Genomic DNA, 26,872 nt, shown 5'->3' with positions numbered 1-26,872 from the left:
GTCGGCTCAGCGGCGGCTGCGTCGTACGGTGCCGACCACCGAGACGAGCAGCAGGAGGGCGAAGCCGGCCCCGGCCGACTCGCCGACCGAGTCGACGAAGCCCTGTCGGAGCACCAACCACCCGAAGAGGAACCACCCGAAGAGCAGCGTCGCCGCGAAGGCGTACGCGAACACGGTCGCGCGGGACACCTCGTCGGGCGGCGTCTGCTCGTACTGCGCGGCCACTTCACGGTCGACCGTCATATCCAGCCTCCCCGCCCGGTCCGGCCCTGGACTCCCAGCGTGACACTCCGACGACCGGTGTGACAGGGGATAAACCCCCGGAACCGGGGCGTGTCGCTCAGGTGCCGGGGCGGCGGCCGACCAGCACCACCCGGGTGCCGACCTTCCCCAGCTCCCACATCCGGACGGCGTCGGCGTGCAGGAGGTTGACGCAGCCGTGCGAGCCGATCGACTTGTCGTGCAGGTAGGTGGTGGTCTCGTGGAAGCCCATGCCCTGGGTGAAGTGCTGCCAGTAGGGCAGCCACACCTCGTACGGGTCGGACCACTCCCTGGGGTTGCGGAAGTTGACCGTGTACGTGCCGGCGGGGGTGCGGTATCCGGACATCCCCGTACGGGTCACCGTCGGCGCCATGATCACCTTGCCGCCGCGCATCGCCCAGACGGTCTGCCGGGTCAGGTCCACGCAGAACGTGGTGCCGGTGCCGGCCTTGCAGCGGCTGGTGTCGGTGGTGGCGAGGCGCTGGGCCACGTCGAGGGTGGTCGGTCCGGCGCGACCCTCGACGGGGCGAATGCCGTACCTCTTCTGGAACTTCTTGATGGCGGCGCAGTCGGCGGCGGACTGCCGCCCGTCGACCGTGACGGCCCCGAACCCGCCGAGGCGGGCGAGGTACGTCTCCACCGCGCGCTGGTGCTGGCCCTGTGGGCAGCCGCCCGCGGTCGTCGGTGTCGGCTTCGACCCGGTCGGCGTCGGCTTGGGCGTGGTCTTCTTCGGCGGTGGGGTGGTCGACCGTGGGGCGGGCGACGCCGGTGTGGGCCGGCCGTGCTGGGCCGGCCCGGACGTGCCGCTCGCCCCCGATGCCTGCTCCGCTGCCCCGACCGGGGCGGCTCCCCCGCCACCACTCCCGCCGGACCGCGGATCGAACGTGCACGCGCCGGAACCGACCAGCACGACCACCACCAGGGCAAACAGCCGGGAAGTGCGCCGGACACGCGTCATGGCACCTCCCCTGGACAGTCGTCCCTTTCCTAGACGTTCGTAAGTGCCGTCCTGGTTGCATCCGGTGAGCATCTTTCTTGGGACGTTCTCCGCCGTGCAACACTGGATGGTCGGCCTGCGGCGGAAGTCGCAGCCCGGCGGCCGAACGAGGAGAGGACGCTGGCGTGAGTGGTGGACCACTGATCGTGCAGTCGGACAAGACGCTGCTGCTGGAGATCGACCACCCCGACGCGCAGGCCTGCCGGATGGCGATCGCGCCCTTCGCCGAGTTGGAGCGGTCCCCGGAGCACGTGCACACGTACCGGCTGACCCCGCTCGGCCTGTGGAACGCCCGCGCGGCGGGGCACGACGCCGAGGGCGTGGTCGACTCGTTGATCAAGTACTCGCGTTACCCGGTGCCGCATGCGCTGCTGGTGGACGTGGCCGAGACGATGGACCGGTACGGCCGGCTCCAGCTCGCCAACGACCCCGCGCACGGGCTGGTGCTGCGGGCGCTCGACCGGCTGGTGCTGATCGAGGTGGCCAAGAGCAAGAAGCTCGCCGGCATGCTCGGCGACAAGATCGACGACGACACGATCCGGGTGCACCCGTCCGAGCGGGGCCGGCTCAAGCAGGCGCTGCTCAAGCTGGGCTGGCCGGCGGAGGACCTGGCCGGCTACGTGGACGGCGAGGCGCACCCGATCGAGCTGGCCGAGGCCGGCAAGGACGGGCGCAAGCCGTGGACGCTGCGGTCGTACCAGCGGGAGGCCGTCGAGGCGTTCTGGGCCGGCGGGTCGGGCGTGGTGGTGCTGCCCTGCGGGGCCGGCAAGACCCTGGTCGGCGCGGCGGCGATGGCCGAGGCGAAGGCGACCACGCTGATCCTGGTCACCAACACGGTGGCCGGCCGACAGTGGAAGCGCGAGTTGATCGCCCGTACGTCGCTGACCGAGGAGGAGATCGGCGAGTACTCGGGTGAGCGCAAGGAGATCCGCCCGGTCACCATCGCCACCTACCAGGTGCTCACCTCCCGCAAGGGGGGCGCTTTCACCCACCTGGACCTGTTCGGCGCCCGCGACTGGGGCCTGGTCGTCTACGACGAGGTACACCTGCTGCCCGCGCCGATCTTCCGCTTCACGGCGGACCTCCAGGCCCGCCGTCGGCTGGGCCTGACGGCCACTCTGGTACGCGAGGACGGCCGCGAGGGCGACGTGTTCAGCCTGATCGGGCCGAAGCGGTACGACGCGCCGTGGAAGGACATCGAGTCGCAGGGCTGGATCGCCCCGGCCGAGTGTGTCGAGGTGCGGGTGACGCTCACCGACGCGGAGCGGATGTCGTACGCGACGGCGGAGGCCGAGGAGCGCTACCGGATGGCGGCGACCGCGCGCACCAAGCTGCCCGTGGTCAAGGCGCTCGTCGACCGGCACCCCCAGGACCAGGTGCTGGTGATCGGCGCGTACATCGACCAGTTGCACCAGATCGGCGAGTACCTGGACGCGCCGATCGTGCAGGGCTCCACCACGAACAAGGAGCGCGAGCGGCTGTTCGACGCGTTCCGCACCGGTGAGCTGCGCACGCTGGTCATCTCCAAGGTCGGTAACTTCTCCATCGACCTGCCCGAGGCGGCGGTGGCGATCCAGGTGTCGGGCACGTTCGGCTCCCGCCAGGAGGAGGCCCAGCGGCTGGGTCGGGTGCTGCGGCCCAAGGCCGACGGTCGGCAGGCGCACTTCTACACCGTGGTGTCCCGGGACACGATCGACACCGAGTACGCGGCACACCGGCAGCGCTTCCTCGCCGAGCAGGGGTACGCCTACACGATCGTCGACGCCGACGACGTCCTCGGCCCGTCCCTGCCGTCCTTCGACTGACCCTTTGATCGACTCGTTTTCCTGGAAGTCGGGGTGTCCCGAGCGCCCCGACATCCCGGCTTCCGGGAACCCGAGTTGACCAAGCTCAGCGGGAGAAGCGGTCGACCAGCGCCGCGAGTCGCCGCTCGTGGCCTTCCCGGCGGAGGCGGCCGCTGCGCATCAGCGTGACCAGACCGTGCAGGCCACTCCAGAACGTCTCGGTGACGACCTCAAGGTCACCGTCCCCGGCGAACGGCCGTACCGTCTCGGCCAGTTCGGCGAAGCCTCGGGCGAGGTCGGTCGGGACGTCCTGACTGGCGAACGGCAGGTCCACGCTGAGGGTGAACATCGCGTCGTAGAGGGCGGGTCGCTGCTCGGCGAACCTGACGTACGCCGCCGCGACGTCGGCGACCGCCTGTCGCGGGTCGGCTGCGGACGCGCGGGCGGACACCAGCGCGGTGGCCAGCTCGGCGAAGCCCTCGACGGCGACCGCCGCCATGATGGCGTCCTTGCCCTTGAAGTGGCTGTAGAGGACGGGCTGGCTGTACTCGATCTCGGCGGCGAGCCGCCGGGTGGTCACCGCGTCCCAGCCTTCCGCCAGGGCCAACTCCCGGGCGGCGGCGACGATGGCGCGTTCCCGCTCCGCCCGTTCGCGTTCCCGGCGTGTTTGCGTCGACATGACCGTCATCCTAGCACCGCTAGCGATTCTGCCGATGCTCTGCTAGCGTCGCTCACATACCTAGCAGCGCTAGAAATTGGAGCGGATCATGTTGTCACCCCTGGCCTACGGGCTCGCCGTCGTCCTCAGCCTCTTCGTCGCCTTCATCGGGGCGCGGTTCCTGCTGGTGCCGCAGGCCGCAGCAGCCGGGTACGGCGTGCCGGCCCGGTCGGGCGACACCGCCTACCTGACCGTCAAAGGGCTGAAGGACCTCACCTTCGGACTGCTCGGCCTCGCCCTGATCGCCTTCACCAACGCCGACGCGGTCGCGTGGTACATGCTGATCGTCGCGCTCGTCCCGCTGGGCGACACCCTCATCGTGCTCCGCAACGGCGGCACCAGGGCCGTAGCCTTCGGCGTCCACTTCGCCACCGCCCTGGTCGTCCTCCTCAACGCCGCCCTCCTCTTCGCCCTCTAACGCCCCCCACCCCCGCGCCCCCGCCCCGCCCCCCGACCGGCCTTCCCCCGGTGATCAAGAGGTTCGCGTCAGATTTCGCCCGATCCGTGACGCGAACCTCTTGATCACTCGGCCGGGCGGGGCCGGAGCCGGCCGGGGGCCGGGGGCCGGGGCCGGACGGGGCCGGACGGGAGGCCGCCGGGTGGGTTACGGGGTGGGGGGTGGGCAGCGGTCGGGGAGGGTTACCTCGCCGGGGTGGTGGTCGAAGGTGTCCAGGGTGAACCACTCGTCCAGTTCGGGGTCGAAGAGATTTTGCAGGCCGAACTGCAACACCTGCACCCATCGACTCGGGTCGCGCTGGTCGACGTAGATGTCGCCGAGCGCGAGCGGGAACCGGAAGAACTCCCCCGGCACGGTCGAACCGCCGACCACGCCCACCCGCCAGTGGTCGACGTGCCGGTCCTTCTCCCCCTGAAGGATCTCCGGGCCGACGTAGCGGGACGTCTTCAGCTTGTCGTTGAAGATCTGCCGATTGAAGAACCCCGGCACCTTGCTGCACGGGCGCGGCGGGAACAGCGGGATGTTCGGCCACTTGTAGGTGAGCGTGTAGAGCGTGTTCTCGTAGATCAGGTTCGTGAACCAGATCGGGTACTCGGGGCCGCCGGCGATCATCTGGCTGTTGCCGTCGCGGCCCTGCCAGCTGAACGGCACGTCGATGCCGAGGTCGCGCACGACGTACCGGCCGGTGCCCCGAAAGTCGGCGGGCAGCAGCGGTGGGCGCGGCTCGCGCGGCACGGGCGCCACGTCGCCGTCCGCCCGGGCCGCGCGGGGCAGCGGCGCGGCGGCCGGACCGGGCGCGACCACGCCGAGAGCGAACAGCCCGCCGGCCACCGCCGCAACCACAACCCGAGGTGTACGCCCCAAAGCCATCGACCCTCCGTCACTGTCGACAGTGGCCGACGCCCCCGACCGCGCCCGCCTCCGGCGAAGCGTAGGAGCAGGGCAAACGTGAGACCAGGTGGAACCGATGGCCTCCACCGGACGGGTGACGCACCCGCGCGGCCCTGATCACGGTGGGCCGCCCCTCCCGGTGCGCGGGGCCGCCCCCGGGCCTTGGTCAACTCGTGTTTCAGGAAGGCGGGGTGTCCTGGCGCTCGGGACACCCCGCCTTCCAGGAACCCGAGTCGATCAACGAACACGCCGGCCCGGGACCAGCATCGGTCCCGGGCCGGCGTTCACACGGACCTGCCTACTTGATCAGCTTCCAGGGGCCGTTCGGATCACCCGGCTCCTGGCCACGCGTCCACCACTTCGCCTCGTAGACGTGTCCCTTGAAGGACACCCGGTTGCCGGCGGTGTACACCTTGGTCAGCGTCCAGGCGGCCGGGCTGTTGTCCGGCGGGGTCGGGGCGATCTCCTCCCAGGGGCCGTTACGGTCACCCGGCTTCTGGTTGCGGGTGTACCACTGGGCCCGCCACTTCCTGCCGTCGTACATCACGAAGTCGCCCGAGTTGAAGATCCGCGACGCCGTCCAGATCGCCGTACCGTCCTCGGTCATGGCGATTTCCTGCCATGCGCCGTTGGCGTCCGCGCCCGGCTTCTGGTTCTTCGTGTACCACGAGGCTCGGAACACCCGGCCCTGGTAGGTCACCCGGTCACCGTCGTTGTAGACCGTCGACGAACTCCACTCGGCCGGCAGGTTCACCGTCAAAACGGCGGTCGCCTCGACCGCGGTGAGGTGGTCGTCACCCGGGTACGACGCGTTCAGCGTGTGCTGTCCGCCGGCCAGACCCACCGGCAGGGTGAACGTCGCCGAGCCGTTGGTCAGCGTGGCCGAGCCGCGCACGGTCGTACCCTCGCGCAACTCCACCGCGCCGGTGACCGGCGTGCTGCCGGCCGCGACCGTGACGGTCACCGTCGCCGCCGTACCCCAGGAGGTCGGGGTGGTGGTGACGGTCATCGTCGGGACCTTCTTGGCGGTCGTGAACACCGCCGGCTGGGCCACCGCCTCGCCGCCGTCGGCGCTGCGCGCCGACACGATCCAGCCGTACGAGGTGCCCGGCAGGAGCTTGTCCCACGTCGTCGTGGCCACGTCGTTCGAGGTCACCTCGTCGGTGCCGATCGTGCCGGCCGGCACGTACGCGGCGAGCGAGTCGGTGGTGAACGACGTCTTGCGGGTGGTGAGGTCGACCGGCAGGGTCAGGTTGTCCTCCGCGCCGTTGTAGCGCGGCTTGGTCTGGCTGCCGTCCTGGCGGATGTCGTACTCGGTCGCCCCGAAGTTCTTCAGGAACGGCGAGTACGTGTCGATGTGCATCTCGGCCCGGTCCACGTCGAACTGGAGCAGACGCAGGAAGCTCGCCCCGAACTGCAACCGGTCGGTGGCCTTGTGGTCCGGCGTGCCGTCCCCGTTGACGTCGATGGTGCCGTCGGCAGCGACCTGGTTGGGCCACAGCTCGGCGGCGGTGACCGTGTAGAACTGGTAGTCGGCCAGCAGCTCGACGACGTCGTGGCTGACCGTCACGCCGATCTTCGACTTCAGGTTGGTGCCGACGCCGTGTTCGTGGCCGGCGAGGACCAGGAAGACGTTCGGGTTGGTCTCGACGACCTGCTTGAAGAGGGGCGAGCCGTCCGGAGCGGAGAAGTCCGCGCCGCGACCGTCGGGGTTGGCCGACGGCTTCAGGTAGTCGTGGGAAAGCAGGATCCCGTTGCGGTCCTTGTACCGCTTGAAGATCGAGTCGGCCCACTTGGCCTCGGCCGGGGTGACGCCGTACGAGAGGCCGACCGCCACGAAGTCCAGGCCACCGGCGGAGAACAGCAGGTAGTTGTTCTGGTTGTCCCTACCCGGCGTGAGAGAGCCGTCGGCGTTCGTCTTCTCGTCCCAGGCGTGGTACTCGGTGCCCGTGGGCCAGGCCTTCGCCGTCCCGTAGTACCGGTCGGCGCTGAAGGTACGGCTGAACCGGGAGGTCGGGCCGGTCTCGGCGCCCAGCTGGTCGTCGTGGTTACCGGCGATGACCTGGTTGACGACGCCGTTGTCGTCGAGGATCTTCTGGAAGCCCGAGGCGGTGGCGAGTTCCTTCTCCACCTGCTCGTGCAGGCCGGGCCGCTTCAGCGAGCCGTCCGGGTTCTTGGCCAGCGGGTCGTAGTAGTCGTTCTCGATGACGTCACCGGTGTGCGCCGCGTACGCGATCTTGCGGCTGTCCGCGTTGTCGGCGATCCACTGCATCTGGTCGCGGTACGCGGCAGACCAGATCGCCTGCTCCTCGGCGGTCTCCACGTCGGAGGGCTCGGCGTTGCCGTCGAAGTCGTCGTACGTGCCGCCGGCCGCCCCCTCGGTGATGTACTGGGTGTCGGTGAAGTGCGCCAACGAGAAGTCGTACGACGCGGGGTCCTCGAAACGGTCCTTGTCGTTCTGCGCCGTCGAGTCGCGCGGCGACAGGTCGTCGGCGAACGGGTCCTCGCCGGTGACCAGCACATGCACGACACCGCCGTCGCGGTAACCGGCCTCGACCGGCGCGGTCAGGACGGTGTCCTGCCCGGCCTTACCCCGGGAGCTGGTCAGCACGACCCACTTCCCGGTGGCCGGGTTCCAGGCCCGCAGCGCCACGATCCGCGCCGGGTCGATGCCGCCCGACCAGCGCAGCGTCGGCTCCTGCTTGGAGGCGCCCAGCGGCAGGTCGTACCGCTGGAAGACCACCCCGCGGCTGGACGGGCTGTCGATGGTCGCGCCGTCGAGCGGACGCAGCGTGGTGACGTCCACGCTCCTGTCGTGCTGGACGTCGAGCGTGGTCGGCACGTCGGCCGCCTCGCCCTGGTACCCCTTGGTGGGCAGGACGACGTCGGCCTTGGTGAAGGTCGCGGTCAGCCCGACACCCTCAGTGCCGGGAATCCGGGCGGACAGCTCCGCCGAGAGCGGGTCGGTGTTCCTGACCGTGGCGTTCAGCTCGGTCGGGACGTCCGGAATGCTCGCGCTGCTGAACCGCACCTCACGGGTCGCGGTGTTGCCGAGCGTGTCGGTCGCCGTCATCGCAATGACGTGCTCGCCGGCCGGCAGACCGTGCCCGATCTGGTCGCCCTGCTTGACGGCCGCGCCGTCGAGCGTGATGGTCGGCGTGCCGACCACGCCGCTGGCGTCCTTGACGCTGACGTCGAGCGCCACCGTCGACGTCAGCCGCTGACCGGCCGCCGGGACGCTGCTGGCGATCTCCGGCGCGGTGTTGTCGGTGGTGAACCGCCGGGTGGAGGTCTTGTCGCCGACGACCGCCTTGATGGTGTGGGCGCCGTCCGCGATCGTGGTGGTGTCCACGTCGGCGCGCTTGCCCAGCGCCGGCAGCGCCGAGCCGTCCGGGGCGGTGACGTCGAACAGGACCATCGTGGTGAGGCCGCCGTTGAAGCTGCTGCCGCAGGTGCCGTCACCGAGGTACGTGGTGACGGGCGACCCCGCCGGGTAGGTGGCCGAGCCGATGGTGACGGTCGTCTGCGCGACCGAGCGGGTCAACTTCGTGGCCTTCGCGCCGCTGGGCAGCAACTCGAAGTCCCGCAGCGTGAAATCGTCGTAGTTGTCGCAGCCGCCCGGCTTGGCACTGCCGTGATCGCTGCCCGCGACGAACTCCAGGGCGTTGACGCCCGGCACCAGCCACTCGTTCGGGAAGGTGAGGTCGGCGACCTCCTTCTCCCACATGCCGATCTCCAGCGGGATGCCGTTGATGAGCACCTTGTTGTCGTACCCGTTGTCGCTGCCGTTTCCCCCGACGAACATCTTCAGGTGTGCGTCGCCGGCGGCGGCGAGGGTGTCGACGGTGCGCGTGGTCGGCGCGTCCGCGATGGTGAAGTGGAACTCGGCGTCCTTGTTCGGCCCGCAGGTGCCGTCGCCCAGCGCCAGGGACGCGGCGGTCGTCTCCGCCTTCGTCACGGTCGTGCCGCTGGTGGTGATCAGGTACGTGGTGCCAGGCGTCACCGTGCCCGCCGTGCTCAGGGTGAGGCTGGTGGCCTCCCGGGTGAGCTTGAAGTCGTCGTGGTTGGCGCAGGTGGCGCCGTTGAGCGTGCCGTTGTAGTCGCCCGTCTTCACCTGGACGACGTTGTCGCCGAGGTGCAGGAACCGGTTCGGGAACGCCAGCTGCACGGCTTCCGCGCCGAGCGCGCCGTAGTCGCCGCCGAGGTCGACCCGGTGGCCGTTGACCAGCGCGTAGTTCTGGTAGCGGGCCTCGATCGAGTTGCCGGCCTCGACCGCGAGGCCGAGGGTGGCGGTGCCGGCAGCGAGGGTCTCGGCGTTCTCGGCCGGCTTGTCGTCGATGGCGAGCGACTCGACGCTGTCCTTGCCGGCGGTCGCGAGCGCGGCGATCACCGGCTGGGTTCCGCGTACCCGGGCGCCGTCGCCGGGGGTGACCACCGCCGCGCCGGCCGGGGCGTTGTTGACGTCGACCGTCACGCTCGTCTTCGCGCCGGACAGGGCCGTCGCGCTGACGGTGTGCGTACCGTTGGTGAGCTTCGTGGTGTCGAGGTCGGTACGCAGGCCGGACGTGCTGCCCGGGGTGCCGGAGATGACGAAGGTGAGGTCCTGGTTGAGCAGCTTCGCCGAGCTGCCGCAGGTGCCGTCACCGAAGTTGTAGCTGAACAGGTTCTGCTCGCCGTCGGCGACCACGCCGAGGAGGCTGAGGCTGATGCTGCTCAGCGCGTAGTCGTCGTAGTTGGGGCAGCGGCCACCCTCGCCGTTCGGCAGCTCCTGGTAGCCGACGGCGGTCTTGGTGGTGGTGTCGACCCAGTTCGCTCCGGCGTGGACCGAGATGGTGTTCGGGCCGGGCTTCAGCCAGTCGCCCGGGAAGTCGAGCGTGCCGACGCGACCGCCCGGGACGTCCGGGAAGTAGACCCGGTCGGCCTCGGCCGTGTGCCCGTTGACGGTGAGGTAGTTGCGGTAGCGGGCCTCGGTGCCGTTGCCGCCCATCTCGAACGCGAAGTGGGCGGTACCTGCGGTCTTGTCGGCGCTGATCTTGTCGCCGTCGACCGCGAGCGTGGTCACCGAGTCGTTCTCGGTGACCGGCTCGACGACGACGGGCACCGTGCCCTCGACGTTCTGCCCGGCGCTCAGGTTGATCAGCGGCGTGGTGGCGCTGGCCGGCACGGCCTCCGCTCCGGCCAGCGCCGGATGCAGGGTCGTCGCCGGTCCGGCGATGAGGACGAGCGCCATCGCGGACACGAGTCCGCGTGTTCGCTTCCGGCGCGCACGTTGGTCGTGCGTCATGGCGGGGTTTCTCCTTCGTTCGGTGCGAGAACCGCTGACGCCGTGATGCCGGCCGCGGCGGGCAGAGGGGCCGCCCTGGTGGCGGCCGGTCTCAGGAGGACGGTCGAACGCGGGTTGGCTGGCGGCGACGTACCTGGCGTCGCAGCAACGACCCGACGGCCGCGACGAGCAGCAGGGGGCCGACGGCCATCGCAGCCCGCCGGAGGGTGTTTTGGCCGTGGCCCGTCCCGCCGTCGGCAGCCGCTTGCGGTGGCGCGTCGCCGAGCACCCAGTCGTGGGAGTACGCGTCGGTGCCGTACACCTGGCGTTTGCCCTTGGGGCCGGTCGCCACCGTGCGGTACGCGGGGTCGAGGTCGGTCAGCATCCGGATCTCGATGCGGGCGACGCCGACCGGGCCTGGGCAGGTGTAGTCGACGTCCACACCGGAGTCGCTCGCCTTTCCGACGACGCCGGCGCACGCCTGACCGTCGCTGCTGACGGTCATCTGCTTGAGCAGGTAGTCCGCGAACGGCGCGGAGGAGGCGAGGATCGTCGCGTCCGTGTCCCGGGCGTCGACGGCGCCGTCGAGCAGGACGCGGTCCTGCGGCAACAGGCCGAGGTGGACGCCAAGCACTGTCAACTCGTCTACGGCGCCTGGCTTCCAGGTCAGGTGCACCACGTCGGGACGGGCCGCGTCCGGCGCGATGGCCACGGTCTGCGGATAGCCGTACGGGTGGGCGTCGGCGGGTACCGCCGTGGCGAGCAGGGTGAGGGTGAACGCCGCCGAGATCACGACGCGGCGGGGCCACCGAGCTGGTGAGGGCATGCCAGCGCTCCGGTCTACAGGTGCTGTGGCACGCCGGTGGGCGCGGCCGTTCAGTGACCCTGCCGGCCGTTGGCGAACTCGCCAGGCGAGCTTGATGAGAAACGGGCGCAGCGAGGGTGAACAGTTAGTTGATCAACTGCGCTCTGCTCAGGCGGCACTTCCGTAGGACGTACTGGTTGAGGCTCATGCCGTCCTCGGCAGCGTGATGGCCAGCTCGCGGTGCAGGCTCTCGCCGACGCGCAGGTTGAACTTGCCCGAGTAGCTGCGCTCGGCGAACGGCGGCACCTGCTCGCCCTGTTGCGTACGTCGACCAGCCGCAGCACCTGAGAGACCTGGACGCGAGCTCATGGAGGGCTCGATCAGCGTGGGAGCGGGCTGGGACCTTCGACGGCGTTCCGCCCAGGCGAGTTGCACATACTGGATACTCGCCCAGCTCGGGAACTTACCCAGTACGCGGCGCACCGGTAGCGGTCCCTTGGCCGAGCCAGCTACGCCCAGACGATCGTGAGCGCACAGACGACGTCTTGGGCCACGGGCCCCGAGCACGAACTGAACCTGCTCGCCCGACTAACGTTGCTGACCTGAAGCCAGCTCGTTGCAGGATCCTGATGGTTCATGGCCGGGAAAGCACAAGGTCAACTTCGCCCACCTTTTCACTAGAGTCACCAAAGAGGCTAGTCTGGGTTGCCTTCGTATACGGTTGGCGGATCTCGCTCATTTCGAATCCTGGAAACGCTTTGCGAAGCGCCTCGCGAGTCGATTCGAGCGTGACCGAGGCCGCACCAGTCCGAACATACGCCACGCCCTCATCTGAAAGCAGCTCAGCGCAAGCACTAAAGACGGTAGATAGGAGCTCTCCGTAGGCTTTCCGATTCTCAAATTTGCCTTGCACCCTGTGGGAGCCAGGCACGCGCTGAGCGCCGGGAAGGCCACCCATCAACCACAGCCTCAGCCATTGGTCGTAGTGGTAGTTGGTCAGGGCGAAGTAGGGCGGCGAGGTGAAGAGCAGCCGAGCACGCTTCCGGTCCCTTCGGAACATCCTCCCCACCTCCTGCAGCACCTCGCTAGCGTCACCGAGAAGCATCTGGCTTCCGGTCAATTCCGGGCGACCCTTAGCGTAGCGCCAAGCCAATCTGCTCTTGATGAAGCGGAGAGGGTCCAACTCCGGAGGATCAAGCTCTCGCTCTTTCCACCAGCGCACCGCGTAATCTGGAGCCATCGCCTTGGTCTGTCGCATTTGGTTTGATAAGGACGCATTTCTCTTGCCATGGAGGTAGACGAGCAGAATCGCCATGGCAGTTCTATCCACCACGTCCTCTCGCCACTTCAAGGCCTGCCTCGCAGCAACCAGGAATCGCAAAACCGGCGGCGAGAAGCACCTGTGGAAGAATTCAGGCAGGTCATCCGCTTCACGTCCGCAGTCGACGCCTATCGCACTGACATCCTCAAGACGTCCTGAGACCGACCCAAAGTCTGCAGGTTCGAGCTTGGTGCGGCCAAATATCCAACCTACCGGGTTAATTTCTATCCCGAATGCCTGCCGACCCTGCCATGCAGCACTAAATACGCCCGTGCCGCGACCGGCAAACGGGTCAAGCACCACGTCACCAGGACGAGAATAAGCGCGAACAATTTCATCGGCGAAAGCTGTCGGGAACATTGCGTAGTAGGGGCCTACCCCCTCCCAACGCCGGACGGCATCACCGTAACTCTTCGCGGTCATTTCTCGTCTCTCATAAGGGCGACGGCGAGCCGATGCAACACTTTGCTGCCCAACGTGAAGGGGATCGCCGCGTGCGCATGAGCGGCGATAATTGGTGAAACCGCGTTGGCAAAGCGCGACGATACAAGCTTGTCAAGAAGCGCACACACCGTCGGCAACTGAGGGTAGGTTACCGGGTCTGACGAGTCAAGGGAATCTTGTGTCTCGTCAAGGAACGGCACAGATGCCACAACGCGGGATAGATTGCTAGTCCTGTAGAAGAATTTGCGTCCAAAGTAGGTCGCCTCACCGTACCGCTTGTCGCTATTAGAATAGATAATCCGACTCTTGATATAGATATCCGTCGGGAGGAAGCAGGCCCTCCCCTGAAATAGCAAGGTATCGTCATCAAGCTTGATGCTTGCCAAGTCCTCGAAGTGCTGAACGAACGATCCGGACTTTTCAATTCCAACAATGATCAGATCAGACCCAGTTTCACGACGAACAATTGCGTTGATCCGCTGCAGCTCTGCCTTGATCGCAGCACTAAGCCAAGCAGGATGACCAAAAATCGCTAAAGGCCCGTCGACAAAGAAGGCGACCTTGTTCGCCTTTGCTAGGAGACCCTTCCGCTCGAAGCAGAGCAAGAGATGGACCAGCATGATCCTCTCCCAGACCTGCATCACTTCCGTTAGCATCTCTAGGTTCGACGAGTCGTCCTTGAAGCCCTCATGGATGCGAAGGGCATCGGTAGAGAAGATGACCCGACGCTTCGGGCAATGACAATCGCTAAGGCCAGGGTCGACCGCCATGGTCTCCTGGCAGCCGTCGTACTCGTACGGACACCGCTGAGGGCGGTCCCTCGGCTTATGCCGAAGTAGGATCTCGAAAGTCTCTAGCGGCGTCGAGTCGTCGTCCTCATCGACCTCGGCGTCTTGCAGCAGGTCATATAGCTCAGCTCTAAATGAATCCCGCGCCGAAGGGTAGTCGCGCGTTACAACGTTACTACCGGGCAAAGCTGCCGGAATTGTGTCTGCCTCTTCGGTGGATCTAAACTTGACGGGATCAACAGGCCGATCCTCATCCAATATGTCCACGAGCCGCAAATTCAAGAGCACACTGGCGACAGTCACGTAACCTATCCGACTTCCTGGATAGCCCGTCGAGACGTCGACCTCGGCGCTACTACCATCGATCGCAATAACGAATTCCGGCAGGTCGTCAGATAGCGGCTCGACCAGAGTCGGCTCGGGAAGACGCTCATCCCCGTCAACCACAGGAAGTCGCTTGGCGCGCCGCAACAGACCCTGCACTTGATCTGAGTCCACTATCCGCTGCAGCGGCCTATACGACGCAAACTCTCCTTCGTATGGCACTTGCCTAATCACCAGACCCTTGGTTGGTTACAGCAAAGCGATCGACTTGGATCGGAACCACGTAAGGATTCGAGAGAGTCTTCAATCTAATGAACCCAGGATCTTGAGCGCGCAAAATACTCGTTTCAAAGTCGGCGAAATCGTAGAACTTCCGAAGTTCTTTTGTTTCATCTGTGTTGTTCAAATGCCCGATGAACCAGTTTGCGGTATTACGAAGAATATTGCGCTGGATTGAACTCACTTCCTGCGTTGCGTAAACGAGCCCGATCCGATACTTACTACCCTCCTTTGCGGCACGGACCCAGACATCGCCGAAGTCAGCCTCTCCCGATGAAGGAAGAATGTTGTGGGCCTCCTCAACGTACACAAGGATTTCGGGGGGACGTTGCGCGTTCCGGAAATCGTTCTGATTCCGGGAAAAGATTTCCCACATGATTCGGTCTGCAGAAGATTTATTAATGAACGGATCGCCGCTAGATTGGTCGACAATCACCAGCCTCCCGGCGGCGAGGTGGTCGTAAATTTCGTCAGCGTAGTCCTTCGTCGTCAGGTGGGTATGCTGGGCCTTCACCCGCCCGACAAGCCGGGCCCCATTCGAGTAGTGAAACATTTCGAGGATCTTCTTGAGATCCTCATCTGCCCAAGATCCGGAACTGCTCTTCTCGACATACTTCTGATCGAACTTGCCAAACGCCGAGCTTCCGTCGCTGAAGTAGTTGCGCAGCGCTTGCATCGCTTGCCCAAGTTCATGCCATGTCGGAGAAGGCTTAGAGAGAATTGTAGCGCCGGCAGCGTATTGTGCTGATTCCTTGCCTCCGGACGCACGCATTGCCTCCAAGAATTCCTTCCCAAAAAGCGGGGTTCGGCCATGCGAGAGTTCTACCGGAAGCGAGTCCGGCGCGGGGAAGCCGGCTTTCACGAGCAGCGCCCGGTAAGCAAGAACGCGACGATGGTGCCGAACGGCCTCGGGCCCATACTCTGGACCGTTTCCATACGCTAACGAAACGTCGCGAAAGTTCCCCACGTACTTCGCCGTCTCAGCGGAGAGTGAGACGTCAATAATCTGCTTACCGATCTCTAGGTTCTCTTTCACAAGGAAGTTGAGAAGCATGAGGCGGCGTTCAGGGTCGTTGGGGTGGGGCTGGATCCCATATGTAATGACGTCCTGCTTCAGGCTCGACTGTTCCGCCGCTTGCCCCAGAGCCCAGACATTTTTAATTGCTGACGGGTTGCGCTGACTATCTTCATCTTGCGTATTCTCGTTAGCATATTCGCCATCCGGATCGAACACTATCTGCCCGATTCGCATTGTAGAACTTTGCAACCGGAGGGCAAAGACAGACCGCAGCACCATCTTTGTGGTGTTGCTCTTCCCAGTTCGAGTCATGCCAAACAGAGCAGTCTTCTGGGCTAACAGATCCGTAGGAGTTATGGAAACGCGCACGTTGTTTATTTGCTGAAAGGATCTATTCGTTGATGCATATCGCACGTAACCCAGGGGCACGTGGAACTCGGAGCCGGATGAACGCTTGGGGTCCCGATAGTTAACGATCTGGGAGAGGAACTCACCCCGAGGTTTGTAGACCTTAAGTCCTTGATTGGGATAATAATTGCTCAGGTCGGAGCCAAAGGAGAGGACAGAGGAGCCGCCAAGCGTAAGCTCTAAATGAAACGTGCCTAAGACTCTGCATTTCACGCCAGCATAGCTCAAGAGATGATGCGTCGAGGGGTCCATAACATCTTTGTGGTCCCAAGTCTTTGGTTCGCCGCTAACTCGCTGAGCTGTCTCGACTCTAACCCTGAGGGCTTCCTGCGCATTCGGAAGGTTGGCGTGATCCAGTACGCGCAGCAGAACCACTGAGGCGTCCTCATCACGGCCATCGACCGAATCCTCCCGCCCGATTCGAGTTGCCACCAAGAACGAGAGGGCTGGTATCCCTCCCACTTGACGCCGATGATAGTCGTGGATCTGCACAAGCGCCTCGCTGTAGCCGAGCGAGTAAACCTCTCCTACATAGGCGTCAAAGTCGATGAGACTTTTGAGAGCCTCCGCACTAACGGGACCACTGCGCTCGTCGGCCGCATCGTCCGCCAGTTGCTTAGTGACCGATGAGAGTACCCGCATCGAACCTCCTCGACTGGGCTGGCCCTCAGGAATCTCCTGAATGCCTTATTTGGTTGCGCACGTCTTCGATGCGCCGATCCAGCAAATCAAGTCGCATTTCGACAGCTCGCCGGTACGAACGGTTGTCTGCGGACCCATCTCCGTCTGCGGTGGTGTTAGCGGCTGCGAGTGCGACGCCGAGCATGTCTCGCTCGTCTATAAGGCGCATCAATCTTTTTTCGAGCTGTCGATGCGTTCCTTTGTCGTCGGCACTTCGCGAGAGTCTAAGGTTGACCGAGCCGAGAGAGCTCTGCCTGAAGTCGATCTCGACGCCCTGTGCCTCGATCACACCCTCGTCCGCTATCCGATCTACCTCTCGATAGGTTTCTGGGTTGAAATCCGCGCCGAGATGAGTCTGGGCGCCTTCAAGGAAGAGCCTGGGGGTGAGAATGAGGATGTCCGCTTCAGCCCGCTGCTTCAGCTCTGCCCTCAGAGAGGGCCATGGCTGAAGGGGTTTGGCGTTTGAATCGAGTTCGTACCAATCCCCTTTAGTGTCGCCAGAGACAAGGATCAAGCGTCTTGGCCGGTCCATGCTGCTGGCGTATCTGATCACCTCTTCCCATATCAGATAGTCGCCTGCTGAAAGGAGGTCCGTTGCCTTGCTAGCATCAGCAAATCCCGGGGGAATACGGTTCGGGAACCGATACTGAATTGCGTGCTCCACCATGTCCCTCACGTCTCGCTCGGGAAGCGGGTTACCGATGCGATCGTCGTAGAGAGATCCAATCTCCGGCAAGAGCGGATCACCATTGATCATTTGACGGGGGGTGAACGCATCAGCCCGGCGGAGTTCGTCAATTCTTTGCCGAAGCAATCCTCGCCATTCTGCAAATGCTTCTTCGAGTGCGGCGTCGCTCATGGACCCCCTGATTTCAGCTGCGAGCCCGGGATCATGCGTCATTTCAGACACAAGGTCGGCGACCGCGTCGCGTGCTTCTCTAATTAAATTCTGGGAGTTTTGGAGGCGCGCACTGACAAGCTTCCCGATGTTACTCAAGGCCGCAACGCGCCCCTGAACGGCGCTTGCTCTGTTGCGCATGAATTCTACGGCCACCTGGTGCGGGAGCCATAGACGGCGTTGCTCCGCGAGACTCCGCATAACCTCCATGATCTGCTCGCGACCTCGAGCAGTTAGGCGATATAGATCCAGCAATACATTCGCATCGAGGACTACTGTGGCAGACCTGAAGTAGTCGACTTCATCGCCACGGTTGGAGGCTGCTTCTGCTGTCACGAGCCAGGCCGAATACCGCTCAATAAGCGGAGATTGCTCGTTAGTCATTGGAAGGCTTCCGAGGAACCAGGTTTGCCGCGGCTAAAAGGACGGCGCTTGATGCTCCCCATGAGCACTGGAATCGGCTCCGACGGATTGTACGCGTCGTCCTGCCGGCTCCGACGCGTGAGTTGCCGACGCATCGGCACCGACTGCCTTGGACCCCAACTACTCTAACTCTTGGAATCCGGTCCGCCGGGACTACATGGAACATGTTGCACCTGGCAACCACTCGACCTCACCCCCAGAAGGTGTGCCGCGGACATTACCGGCGGGAGTCCTCGAAGCGGGACCCCAATGCCTTGGTCCCAACGGTCGGACCGGCCTGGCACGATTGAGTCGTCAAAGGGTTCGTGGGATGAGTTTGCTCGACCGCAACTACCTAGGGAATCGCACGATCGTCCTGCTCAGGCCATAGATCCGGCCAGGTTCCCATCCGTACGCGCCAGCGGGAGGAAGAATCGAGAGCCGAGGACGCACTACGAGAAGCTCGAAGCTCTTGTCGCCAACCCGACAGATGCGCCTGTCCTTGTCGAGACCCAGAGACTAGCGACGAGGGCGATTGGCCCGCTGTTAAGCAGCGCCGCGGACGCACGCCCATGGTGTGCTCGCGCCGACCTCCTTGTCAGCGTCTAGCGGACTCCGCGACGAAGACGCCGCGACCCGGTCGGCCCACCAGCACACCCTGCTTCCGCAACCTCGCCACCGCCCGGCTGATCGTCGACTGCGAGACGTCGTACGCGTCAGCCAGCGCGCGCCCAGAAGGAAGCTGCGACCCAGGCGGGTACGTCCCGTCCTTGATCTTCCCCATCAGAGCGTCCAGCAGCTCGTCCATCGTCGGCGGAATAGGCACGTCGGGGCCCCTTGCAGTCGGTTGGCCCAGCCAGTATTGATCAGCAGTTTCGACGCAGGCAACACACGTAGCACGAGTGACATAAGTGGGTAACTGACTCGGAGACAGGCTTGACATAGGTGACTCGGTGGCAATAGCGTCACTGTCGGTGATGCGGTGCTGCTGCGGTCGGTTGGCGCCTCTCGTACCGGTCTCGCATCGCCGCCGAGACCCCACCCTCCGCGCTCCCCCGGCGCGGCCCTGCTGCCGTACCGCCGTTCGAGGCTGCGGTCGCAGGGTGGGGCGGTCTCCGCCGTCCGCAACCGGCGGAGGCCGCCCCCTCCACTTCGACGCGACCCGACGAAGGGCGGTCCCCTGTGCGCGACCTGATCCGCCGGCTGCTGAGCCGACGCGAAGAACGACCGGCGATGGCAGCAGCAGGCCAACACCGATGACCGAGCGCTGGGTGATCCACCTGCCGGTCACCGCACCCGACCTGTTCCGGGCCCGAATTCTCGCCCGGACCGCCGCGCGCGTGCTGGCCCGGCTCAGCGCCCGCGTCGAACCGGGCGGGGTGACCGTGTCGGCCGAGGACCAGCAGTGCGTACGCCACTGGGTTTTCTGCGATCGGCGACTACCCGGCGGCGACCGGTGTGCCCTACCTACCGACCACACCGCGCCCTGCTCCCGGCGCGCTCTCTTCCCGAGATGACCAAGAGGTTCGCGTCACCGATCAGCACTTCGGTGACGCGAACCTCTTGATCAACGCACTCAAGCTTGCCGGGGGCGGCGTCAGCCGGCGCGGAACGCCACCCAGGCGTCGCTCATCCGGTCCGCCTGGCCTGCCGTGAACATGTCCATGCAGGAGTCCTGCGTGTAGTCCATGAAGTTGTGGATCGGGTCCAGCCCCGGCGCGGTGCACGAGTCCGCGCCGATCGGGCAGTCGAACTGCGGGGCCGCCTCACGTGGGGTGTCCGCCACGAAGTCGCCGGACGCCGAGCAGCCGTGCGCGAAGGTGTGCTCCAGCATCAGCCAGTGCCCGACCTCGTGGGTCAGCGTGTCACCGAGGGCGTACTTGCCGGCCGTGCCTCCCGGCATCGACTCGTCGAGCATCACCACGCCGTCGATGTAGTCGCGGCCATTGTTGTAGCCCTTCGGGAAGTACGCCCAGCCGAGGAGTCCGCCGCCGATGTTGGCCGCGTACACGTTCAGGGTGCGGGAGTCGCCGGTGTAGAGGGCCTTCTTCATGTCGCGCTCGTTCTTGCCCGGCTCGACCGTGTACCAGGCGCTGTTCACCGTCCACGTCGTGTCGACGAGGTCGAACCGGAACGGCGTGTCGGAGGCGTCCGCCGCCGTACGGCCGGCATACGAGTCGTTGAGGACCGTCACCTGTGCCGCGATCAGGGTCTTCCAGCGGGCCGTCTCGGCGGCGGTGAAGGGGTGGTCGGAGACCATGTGGAAGACCGTCGGGATGGTGACGCTGCCGTTGGGCAGGCGCGGGGCGTCCTTGATCACGCCGTAGGCGTTGGCCTCGTTCTTGGAGTACAGCGCCGGCTCCTGGGCCGTCGCGCCCGCGGTGGCGCGGGCGGCGCTGGACTCACCGGCGCAGGCGGCGACGCCCGGGGACGCGGTCACGGGGGCGGCGGTGGCCAGCGCTCCGGACGCGCCGCCGGACGCCAGGAACGTGGCGGCGGTGGCGGTGAGGACCGCCAGCCGGAAGGGGGATCTGCTCTGCATCGGTGCACCTTTCGGTGAGGGAGCGGTGCGATGTCGACGATGCCGTCGCTTCGGTATGAGAACACGTCGACGACATCGGCAAAAGACCCTCTGAGCAGGGCAGATGGCGATGTAACGGAACCGGATCGGGCAGCGCTGATTGGGGTCGCCGCGCGCGCTTGTGGACCACTAGGCTGCTGATCCGGCACGCAGTGGCGATGCCAGGACGGGGGCGGCGAATGAACGCCGGAGATCGGATCGAACGGGCCCGGAAACTCTACGAACAGGCCGTGTACAGCGGCGAGGTCCGCGTACTGGCCGACGCCGAACGGGACCTGGACGCGGTGGAGGCCGACGCCGCACTGGCGCGTGGGCGGATCCTGCACGCGCGGTATCTCGACGAACGCGCCCGGGGCGACACATCGCCCGTCGAGGACCCGGCGGAGCTGCCGCTGTTCGAGCGTGCCAACGAGCTGTACCAGGCCCTCGCCGACACTCGCGGCCGGGCCGAGGCGCTGTTCTGGATCGGCTGCCTGCACCAGATCATCCGGCGCGACAACGAGACCGCGGTTCCGCACTTCGAGAGGTCCCGCCACCTGGCGGCGCAGGTCGGCGACCGGTCGACCGAGGCCGAGGCACTGCGTCACCTGGGCATCGCGGCGCACCTGGCCGGTCGGCTGGATGAGGCGCGCGAACGGCTGGAGGAGTCGTCACGGCTGCGCCGGGAGATCGGGGCGCTGCCGGGCGTGGCCGCCAACATGGTCGGGCTGGCCTACGTCGCCGCCGCGCAGGACCGCCACGCGGACGCGCTCGCGACCCTCGACGAGGCGTACGCCATCGCGCAGGCGCACGGCGCCCATGCCGTCGTGCGGCAGATCGAAGAGGCGAGAACGCGGCTCTAGGCAGGTCAGAGGATCCGGGTGACCTGCTCTGCGGCGACGACGGCGTCCCGGTGGGCCGGGTCGAGGTTGGCGCTGATGACCACCGACGCGCCCGCCGACAGCGGCGCGAGCAGCCACTTCAGCGGCTGCTCGTGCTCGGCCGCGTCGACCAGCAGTCGGTCACCGGCCCGCAGGTCGAGCATCCCGGCGACCTCCCGGGCGAGCGCGCCCCACTGGCCGTAGGTCGTGCCGTCCGCGCTGGCCGGATCGTTCGGGTGGATGGCGGTGTGGTCGGGCGTGACATCGGGGTGGCGAAGCACCTCGGCGGACCAGTCCAACCAGCCCAGCGGCACGTCGGCGAGCCGGCCCGGCCCGGTGCCGACCAGGTAGCGGTGCGGCGCGTCCGGCACGTCCTCCAACCAGTCGTCCTGCCGCTCGGGGGTCACGAAGACCGCGTCGAACGGCCGGTCGCCGCCGGGCTCCAGCACGGGCAGGCCCGCCGTGGCGCGCGGCCGGAACGACACCGCCAGGCCGCACGCCCACGCCCCCAACAACACCGCTGCGGTACGCCAGTGCGGCGGCAGTAACACCGCTACGCGGCTGCCGGGGCCGAGCCCGCAACCGTCCCGCAGCAGGCTCGCGCTGCGCGCGGACCAGGCGCCGACCTGCTGGGCGGTGAGGTCGACACGCTCACCGGTCGCCTCGTCGCGGTAGCTGAGCAGCGGGCTCTCGGTGGCGGTGGACGGGACCGTCAGGTCGGCCGTGGCGTTTCGCTGCATCCGCGTGCTCCCGGTGGTGACGACGTCCGCACCACCCTACGCAACGACTTTGGTCGCCGTCCCCGTCGGCCGATGGCCGTAGCGGCTGGCCGGATGGCTCGCGCACGGTGACCGGCGACGACCACCGAGCCACCGAGCCACCGAGCCACCGAGCCACCGAGCCACCGAGCCACCGAGGAGCGTCCGTGCCGCCCGAACCCGAACCCGCCGACAGCTCCGCTGTGTCGCCGGCCGCACCGGCCGAGCACCCCGCCGCCCCGGCCGACCGTTCAGCCGCGCCGCACGCCGCAGCGCACCCTGTCGACCGTATCCCGCTGCGCCGGTGGCTCGTGCCGGTGGTGGCGTTGCTGCTGCTCGCGCCGTGGGCGGCCGAGTGCTCGTGGGGTGGCTTCGCCATCGACGACTTCCTCCCGGTGATCATCGGCCTGGGTCCGATGTACGGCGGTGCGGCGATCCTGATCCGCGAGACCGCCCGACGCCTCGGCGCGGGATGGCCGACGATCGTGCTGCTCGCCGCCGCGTTCGGCGTCCTCCAGGCCGGTCTGGTGGATCAGTCGCTGTTCAACCCCGGCTACCTCGACGACACCCAGTACGCCGACACCCGCGCCGCCGCCGAGGCGTCGCTCGTGCCAGGGCTCGGGTTCAGCCTCCGGCAGGCGTACGACTACGTGGGCAACCACATCCTGCTGACGATCTGCGCGCCGATCGTGTTCGTCGAGTCGTTCCTCGGCGCGCGGCGGCGGTATCGGCCGTGGCTCGGGCGACCCGGGTTGGCCGTGGTCGGGGTGCTCTACCTGCTCGGCAGCCTGCTGGTCTTCACCTCGCCTGAGGGCCGCAAGAACTTCCTGGCCAGCCCGCTGCAACTGAGCTTCGCCACGGCGGTCGTCCTCGCCCTGATCGCGGCGGCGCTGCTGCCCCGGTGGCGTCGCACCCGTCCGCGCCGGGTCCGGCGGGTACCGCACCCGGTCTGGGTCGGCCTGCTGATCGTCGTCGCCCACCTCTTCACCGACCCGACGCCCGGCTGGCAGGGGGTGGCCGTCGCGCTGGCGCTCACCGCCGCGCTGGGAGCAGTCGTCGTGTACTGGTCGGGGAGCGAGCGCTGGGGGCAGCGGCATGTGCTCGCCGCCGGCTCGGCGAACGTGGTCAGCGCCGCCGCGTTCGCGTACCTGGTGCCGCCGTACTCCCCGGCGAGCCCGGCGGCGGCCCTGGCCGGCGACGTCGCGGTGACCGTTGTGACCCTGGCCCTGGTCGTGGGCGCGTGGTGGCGACTGCGCCCTGCCACGTCCGGCCCGGCGTCCACGAGCGTGGACGCCGGGCCACCCGCTGCTACTCCGAGACCATGACGACGTCGGTCGGGCGGTCGACCGTCACCTCGACGCCGTAGTCGAACAGTTGGAGGGTCGAGGTGACCGTCCCCCGGTCGAGCCGGCCCTTCGCCGTCGACTCCCAGGTGACGGTGAGCGCCACCGTCGCGATCCGGCCGTCGCGGTCCAACGTCACGTCGCCGGTGGTGCTGGTCGAGCCGTCCCGGTCCGCCGTCGAGTACGTGACGTGCAGGGTGCCGTCCGGGTTCTCGGTCACCGTCGCGTTCGCACTCCGTAGCGCCGCGAACAGGGCGGCCGGGTCGGGCGCGGCCGCGCCCAGCACGGCGTTGCCGTCACCCTGCAACGAGAGGCGGTCGTACCTGCCGGGGTACTGCCCGTAGCGGCCGTACGTCTCGCCCGGTCCCTTGTCCGGCGGCAGCTCGCCCTGCGGTCGTTCCGCCCCCTCGTACCGGGTGCCGTCGATCAGCAGCTCGGTCTGGATCGAGTCGTCGTGCGGCACCCGGACGTACCCAGTGGCGGTCCTCGGGTCGAACGCGCCCTCGTACGTCAGCCCGTGCGGACCCGAGTTGGTGAGCCGCATCCGGTAGCTGATGTTCTCGCTGGCGGTGGCCGCCGAGACCAGACGCAGCTCCGGCGAGACCTGCTCCGGACGCGCCGCCTGGGCGGTGACGCCGGGACGCTCGGGTGGGGCGTTCGTCGTCACCGTGACGGCGGTGCCGACGCCCAACGCCAGCAGCGCGCAGGTCGTACCGGCCAGGGCGGTGGCCCGGCGGCGGCGACCCCGCCGACCGCGTTCGAGCAGTGCCGGCACGTCGGGGCCGGAATCCGGTTCGCCGTCCACGAGGTCGTGGAGTCCACGTACCAGACGGTCGTCGATGTCATTCATGACTGTCACCTGCTCACCGAGTCGAAGGATCTGTTCAGGAGGTGTCGCAACGCGCCCAACGCCCGGGCGTTCTGGCTCTTGACGGTGCCCAGCGAGCAACCCAGCACCTGGGCGACCTCGCGCTCGCTCAGGTCCTCGTAGTGGCGCAGCACCACGACCGCGCGTTGCTTCGCCGGCAGCGCCAGCAGCGCCCGGCGCAGCACGTCGGCGTCGGGGTCGCTGCCGCCGGCCGGGGCGGCCCGGTCGGGGACGTCCGCGACGAGGCTCTCGCGTCGGCGTCGCCGCCAGATCGAGGTGTGGTTGTTGACCAGCGCCCGGCGCAGGTAGGCGTGCGGGTCGTCGAGCCGGGACAGCCGCCGCCACCGCTCGTAGACCCGGACCAGGCTGTCCTGGAGCAACTCCTCGGCCCGCCACCGGTCGCCGCAGAGCAGCATGGCCAGCCGGATATGTCGCTCCCACGCCACCTCGACGAACGCGACGTAGGACCGGTCCGCCGCGGACAGAGGTCTCTGTTGGTCGGTCACGCCCCTACCACGCAGCGGGCCCGTGGAAGGTTGTCACGGGCGCGTGGACGTTTTCTGACCGTCAGTGGGTGGCCCGCCGGGTCGCAGGGCCGGCCTGGATGAGCCGATCCAGCACAGCGCGGGCGGCACCGAGCCGTTCCATGGACGCCGTGATGCGGGCGCGCTCCACCGCCAGCGCGTCGAGCAGTTCGGGGCAGGTGGGGGCCAGCACGGTCACGTCGTTGGGGATGCAGGGAAGGATCTCGGCGATTGCCGCGGTGTTCAGGCCGGCGGACAGCAACAGTTGGATGTGCCGCACCGTGTACACGGCCTGCGGGTCGTAGTGGCGGTAGCCGCTGGCGAGCCGGGCCGGTCGCAACAGGCCCTGCTCCTCGTAGTAGCGCAGGGCGCGTGGGGTGGTGCCGGCCGCCCGCGCCAGTTCGCCGATCCGCATCTCAACAGCAGATCAGGGCTTGACCTTCACGTCAACGTGAAGGTTTAGCGTCGCGGCTGTGACACACCACGACCTGGACAATCAATCCGCCACCGTCGCCGTCCTGGGACTCGGCCCGATGGGCCGGGCGTTGGCCGCCGCGTCCCTCGCCGCCGGCCACCCCACCGTGCTCTGGAACCGTTCACCCGGCAAGGCGGCCGCGCTGGTGACCCAGGGAGCGGTACTCGCTCCGACGGTGGCCGACGCGGCGCAACGGGCATCGGTCGTCATCGCCTGCGTCATCAACTACGAGGCGGTCCGCGCCGTGCTGTCGGGGCTCGAACGCCCGCCGAGCGGAACGTTCGTCAACCTCAGCAGCGGGCACGCCGCCGAGGCACGGGAGATGGCGAGCTGGGCGGCGCAGCGGGGCGTCAGCTACCTCGACGGCGCCATCCTGACGCCCGCGCCGACCATCGGGACACCAGCCGCGACGATCCTCTACAGCGGTCCACGGGCCCTCTTCGACGAGAGTCTTCCCTGGTTGGAGAGCTTCGGTGGATCGCGCGCCTACCTCGGGGCGGACGTCGGCACGGCGGCGGCGTACGAGATGGCGTTGCTCGACCTGTTCACCATGTCCGTCGGCGGGCTCGCGCACGCCTTCGCCCTGGCCATCACCGAGGGCATCGCCCCGACCGCGTTCGCCCGCTTCGCCCGCGGGATCGGTGCCCTGTTGCCCGACCTGGCCGACCGGTTCGCCGAACAACTCACGTCCGGGACCTTCGCCGCCGACATCTCCACCATCGCGTCGGCGGGCTCGGCGGTCGCCCACGTCCGGGACGCCGCGACCGCGCGCGGGGTCGACCCCGCGCCGCTACAGGCCGTGCAATCGATCATCGAACGGGCCATCGCGGCGGGCCACGGAGGCGACAGCTACGCCCGGCTGGCCCAGTCGCTCGTACCGGCCGATGGGCCGGAGGCGGCACGCTGAGCACGGTCGGCGAGGGGCCGCACGATTACACTCACCCCAGCTGACCTGGAGGGGGCCGCGCAGTGGGTGAGGTGCTGTCCACGGTGGTGCAGATCCTCCATTCGTACGTCACCAGGTTGCTGGACCGGCGGGCGGTGTCGCAGGACGCGAAGGTCGGCAGTCACCTGCTGGAGGTGATCCTCAGGCTCCAGGAGTTGTGCCTCAACGGCGATCGCCTGCTGACCCTGGCCAACGCCCTGCTGTCCGACGGCGACCCCCGCGCGGACGACCAGGCGGAGTTCACCGCCCTGCTGCACCGACAGTCCACGCTGATCAACCAACTCCGACGCGGCATCGACGACGCCCGCGCGCTGCTCGCCACCGTCGACGTGGACTTCGCGTTCGCGATGGCGCCCTTCCTCGACGGCAAGTCGGGTCTGTTGACCCGCTGGCAACAGCAGGCGGCGCTGAGCCAGTTCTCCACCACGACGCTGTTCTTCCTGCCCGCCGAGGCGGTGACGCGGGTGGTGGCCGCCCGTCCGGCCGCCTCGACCAGCAGCGAACTCGGCCGGAACCGGACGGACTTCGTGCTGGTGATGGCGGACGAGGTGCGCAGCGCCCGTCGGCGGGAGGTGGCGGACATCCGCGCGGTCGCCGACGACGAGCGAATGACGGTACGGCGGGAGGTCGAGCACGCCCGCGCCGAGATCGACGCCGCCCGGGTGCTGTGCGGCCGACTGCTGACGGCGACCCAGGAGGCCATCGGCCCGGAGGCCACTGCCCGGCTACGACGCACGCTGACGCCCCGACCGCAGCAGCGGTGACGCAGCACCGGTGA

General features: G+C 67.3%; 24 protein-coding genes. 7 read left to right on the top strand and 17 right to left on the bottom strand.

What is annotated here, in order from left to right; genetic code table 11:
- Window positions 1-6: 6 nt before the first annotated feature.
- Window positions 7-243, bottom strand: coding sequence for a hypothetical protein (locus tag ACN263_RS01005; protein ID WP_422737955.1), 237 nt, complete (start codon window positions 241-243; stop codon window positions 7-9).
- Between the two features lie 97 nt (window positions 244-340).
- The gene (locus ACN263_RS01000) at window positions 341-1,219 is read right to left on the bottom strand and encodes a L,D-transpeptidase family protein (RefSeq protein WP_422737954.1); all 879 of its coding nucleotides are present in this window, start codon (window positions 1,217-1,219) and stop codon (window positions 341-343) included.
- Window positions 1,220-1,383: 164 nt separating this feature from the next.
- Here ACN263_RS01000 and ACN263_RS00995 point away from each other — a divergent pair, with 164 nt between their 5' ends.
- Entirely contained in the window at window positions 1,384-3,063 is a 1,680-nt protein-coding gene (locus ACN263_RS00995) for a DNA repair helicase XPB (protein WP_421474217.1), read from the top strand.
- 85 nt (window positions 3,064-3,148) lie between these two features.
- Here ACN263_RS00995 and ACN263_RS00990 read toward each other — a convergent pair whose 3' ends face one another.
- The gene (locus tag ACN263_RS00990) at window positions 3,149-3,721 is read right to left on the bottom strand and encodes a TetR/AcrR family transcriptional regulator (protein WP_422737953.1); all 573 of its coding nucleotides are present in this window, start codon (window positions 3,719-3,721) and stop codon (window positions 3,149-3,151) included.
- Window positions 3,722-3,809: 88 nt separating this feature from the next.
- Between ACN263_RS00990 and ACN263_RS00985 the strand changes: the two genes are divergently transcribed.
- Complete coding sequence (locus ACN263_RS00985) at window positions 3,810-4,178, top strand: DUF4267 domain-containing protein (protein WP_422737952.1); 369 nt, start codon at window positions 3,810-3,812, stop codon at window positions 4,176-4,178.
- A gap of 186 nt (window positions 4,179-4,364) precedes the next feature.
- On the opposite strand, the gene ACN263_RS00980 is transcribed toward ACN263_RS00985, so the two are convergent.
- The 9 genes from ACN263_RS00980 to ACN263_RS00940 form a co-directional block, all read right to left on the bottom strand.
- Complete coding sequence (locus tag ACN263_RS00980; RefSeq protein WP_422737951.1) at window positions 4,365-5,060, bottom strand: hypothetical protein; 696 nt, start codon at window positions 5,058-5,060, stop codon at window positions 4,365-4,367.
- Between the two features lie 346 nt (window positions 5,061-5,406).
- Window positions 5,407-10,338 (bottom strand): carbohydrate-binding protein, encoded by a 4,932-nt coding sequence (locus tag ACN263_RS00975; protein ID WP_422737950.1) that lies wholly within the window; start codon window positions 10,336-10,338, stop codon window positions 5,407-5,409.
- Window positions 10,339-10,483: 145 nt separating this feature from the next.
- Window positions 10,484-11,197 carry a hypothetical protein gene (locus ACN263_RS00970; RefSeq protein ID WP_422737949.1) on the bottom strand — a complete coding sequence of 238 codons (714 nt, stop codon included), beginning with the start codon at window positions 11,195-11,197 and terminating at the stop codon, window positions 10,484-10,486.
- Between the two features lie 183 nt (window positions 11,198-11,380).
- Window positions 11,381-11,545 (bottom strand): toxin-antitoxin system HicB family antitoxin, encoded by a 165-nt coding sequence (locus ACN263_RS00965; protein WP_422737948.1) that lies wholly within the window; start codon window positions 11,543-11,545, stop codon window positions 11,381-11,383.
- A 265-nt stretch (window positions 11,546-11,810) separates the two neighbouring features.
- On the bottom strand, window positions 11,811-12,920 hold the full coding sequence (locus ACN263_RS00960; RefSeq protein WP_422737947.1) for a DNA methyltransferase: 1,110 nt from the start codon (window positions 12,918-12,920) through the stop codon (window positions 11,811-11,813).
- Window positions 12,917-14,212: a DNA double-strand break repair nuclease NurA gene (locus ACN263_RS00955; RefSeq protein ID WP_422737946.1), complete on the bottom strand. Its 1,296-nt coding sequence runs from the start codon at window positions 14,210-14,212 to the stop codon at window positions 12,917-12,919. The genes ACN263_RS00960 and ACN263_RS00955 overlap by 4 nt, the downstream gene beginning before the upstream one ends.
- Window positions 14,213-14,279: 67 nt before the next feature.
- Complete coding sequence (locus ACN263_RS00950; RefSeq protein ID WP_422737945.1) at window positions 14,280-16,400, bottom strand: helicase HerA domain-containing protein; 2,121 nt, start codon at window positions 16,398-16,400, stop codon at window positions 14,280-14,282.
- Between the two features lie 25 nt (window positions 16,401-16,425).
- Window positions 16,426-17,721 carry a PIN-like domain-containing protein gene (locus ACN263_RS00945; protein ID WP_422737944.1) on the bottom strand — a complete coding sequence of 432 codons (1,296 nt, stop codon included), beginning with the start codon at window positions 17,719-17,721 and terminating at the stop codon, window positions 16,426-16,428.
- 616 nt (window positions 17,722-18,337) lie between these two features.
- Window positions 18,338-18,547, bottom strand: coding sequence for a winged helix-turn-helix domain-containing protein (locus ACN263_RS00940; protein WP_422740901.1), 210 nt, complete (start codon window positions 18,545-18,547; stop codon window positions 18,338-18,340).
- Window positions 18,548-18,995: 448 nt separating this feature from the next.
- Between ACN263_RS00940 and ACN263_RS00935 the strand changes: the two genes are divergently transcribed.
- A complete protein-coding gene (locus tag ACN263_RS00935) occupies window positions 18,996-19,256 on the top strand; it encodes a hypothetical protein (protein ID WP_422737943.1) in 261 nt (86 codons plus the stop codon).
- Window positions 19,257-19,336: 80 nt separating this feature from the next.
- Here ACN263_RS00935 and ACN263_RS00930 read toward each other — a convergent pair whose 3' ends face one another.
- Window positions 19,337-20,281 carry a zinc metalloprotease gene (locus ACN263_RS00930; RefSeq protein ID WP_422737942.1) on the bottom strand — a complete coding sequence of 315 codons (945 nt, stop codon included), beginning with the start codon at window positions 20,279-20,281 and terminating at the stop codon, window positions 19,337-19,339.
- 218 nt (window positions 20,282-20,499) lie between these two features.
- Between ACN263_RS00930 and ACN263_RS00925 the strand changes: the two genes are divergently transcribed.
- Window positions 20,500-21,162: a tetratricopeptide repeat protein gene (locus ACN263_RS00925; protein ID WP_422737941.1), complete on the top strand. Its 663-nt coding sequence runs from the start codon at window positions 20,500-20,502 to the stop codon at window positions 21,160-21,162.
- 5 nt (window positions 21,163-21,167) lie between these two features.
- Here ACN263_RS00925 and ACN263_RS00920 read toward each other — a convergent pair whose 3' ends face one another.
- Window positions 21,168-21,920, bottom strand: coding sequence for a TIGR03089 family protein (locus tag ACN263_RS00920; RefSeq protein WP_422737940.1), 753 nt, complete (start codon window positions 21,918-21,920; stop codon window positions 21,168-21,170).
- A 185-nt stretch (window positions 21,921-22,105) separates the two neighbouring features.
- On the opposite strand from ACN263_RS00920, the gene ACN263_RS00915 reads away from it, so the two are divergent.
- On the top strand, window positions 22,106-23,263 hold the full coding sequence (locus tag ACN263_RS00915; RefSeq protein ID WP_422737939.1) for a hypothetical protein: 1,158 nt from the start codon (window positions 22,106-22,108) through the stop codon (window positions 23,261-23,263).
- Here the strand turns inward: ACN263_RS00915 and ACN263_RS00910 are convergent.
- From ACN263_RS00910 to ACN263_RS00900, 3 genes are all read right to left on the bottom strand, one after another.
- A complete protein-coding gene (locus ACN263_RS00910) occupies window positions 23,247-24,131 on the bottom strand; it encodes a hypothetical protein (protein WP_422737938.1) in 885 nt (294 codons plus the stop codon). The genes ACN263_RS00915 and ACN263_RS00910 overlap by 17 nt on opposite strands.
- 5 nt (window positions 24,132-24,136) lie before the next feature.
- Window positions 24,137-24,655, bottom strand: a complete 519-nt coding sequence (locus tag ACN263_RS00905) for a SigE family RNA polymerase sigma factor (protein ID WP_422737937.1) — start codon at window positions 24,653-24,655, stop codon at window positions 24,137-24,139.
- 61 nt (window positions 24,656-24,716) lie between these two features.
- A complete protein-coding gene (locus ACN263_RS00900) occupies window positions 24,717-25,088 on the bottom strand; it encodes a MerR family transcriptional regulator (RefSeq protein ID WP_422737936.1) in 372 nt (123 codons plus the stop codon).
- 58 nt (window positions 25,089-25,146) lie between these two features.
- On the opposite strand from ACN263_RS00900, the gene ACN263_RS00895 reads away from it, so the two are divergent.
- Together ACN263_RS00895 and ACN263_RS00890 are read left to right on the top strand one after the other, a co-directional pair.
- Window positions 25,147-26,055: an NAD(P)-dependent oxidoreductase gene (locus ACN263_RS00895; protein ID WP_422737935.1), complete on the top strand. Its 909-nt coding sequence runs from the start codon at window positions 25,147-25,149 to the stop codon at window positions 26,053-26,055.
- 62 nt (window positions 26,056-26,117) lie between these two features.
- Entirely contained in the window at window positions 26,118-26,858 is a 741-nt protein-coding gene (locus ACN263_RS00890) for a hypothetical protein (RefSeq protein WP_422737934.1), read from the top strand.
- The last annotated feature ends 14 nt before the right edge of the window (window positions 26,859-26,872 follow it).

The sequence above is a fragment of the Micromonospora sp. WMMD729 genome, from assembly GCF_049315225.1.
Lineage (GTDB): Bacteria > Actinomycetota > Actinomycetes > Mycobacteriales > Micromonosporaceae > Micromonospora.
Note: the sequence above shows the minus strand (reverse complement) of the source record. Positions and strands in the feature narration are given on the sequence as shown.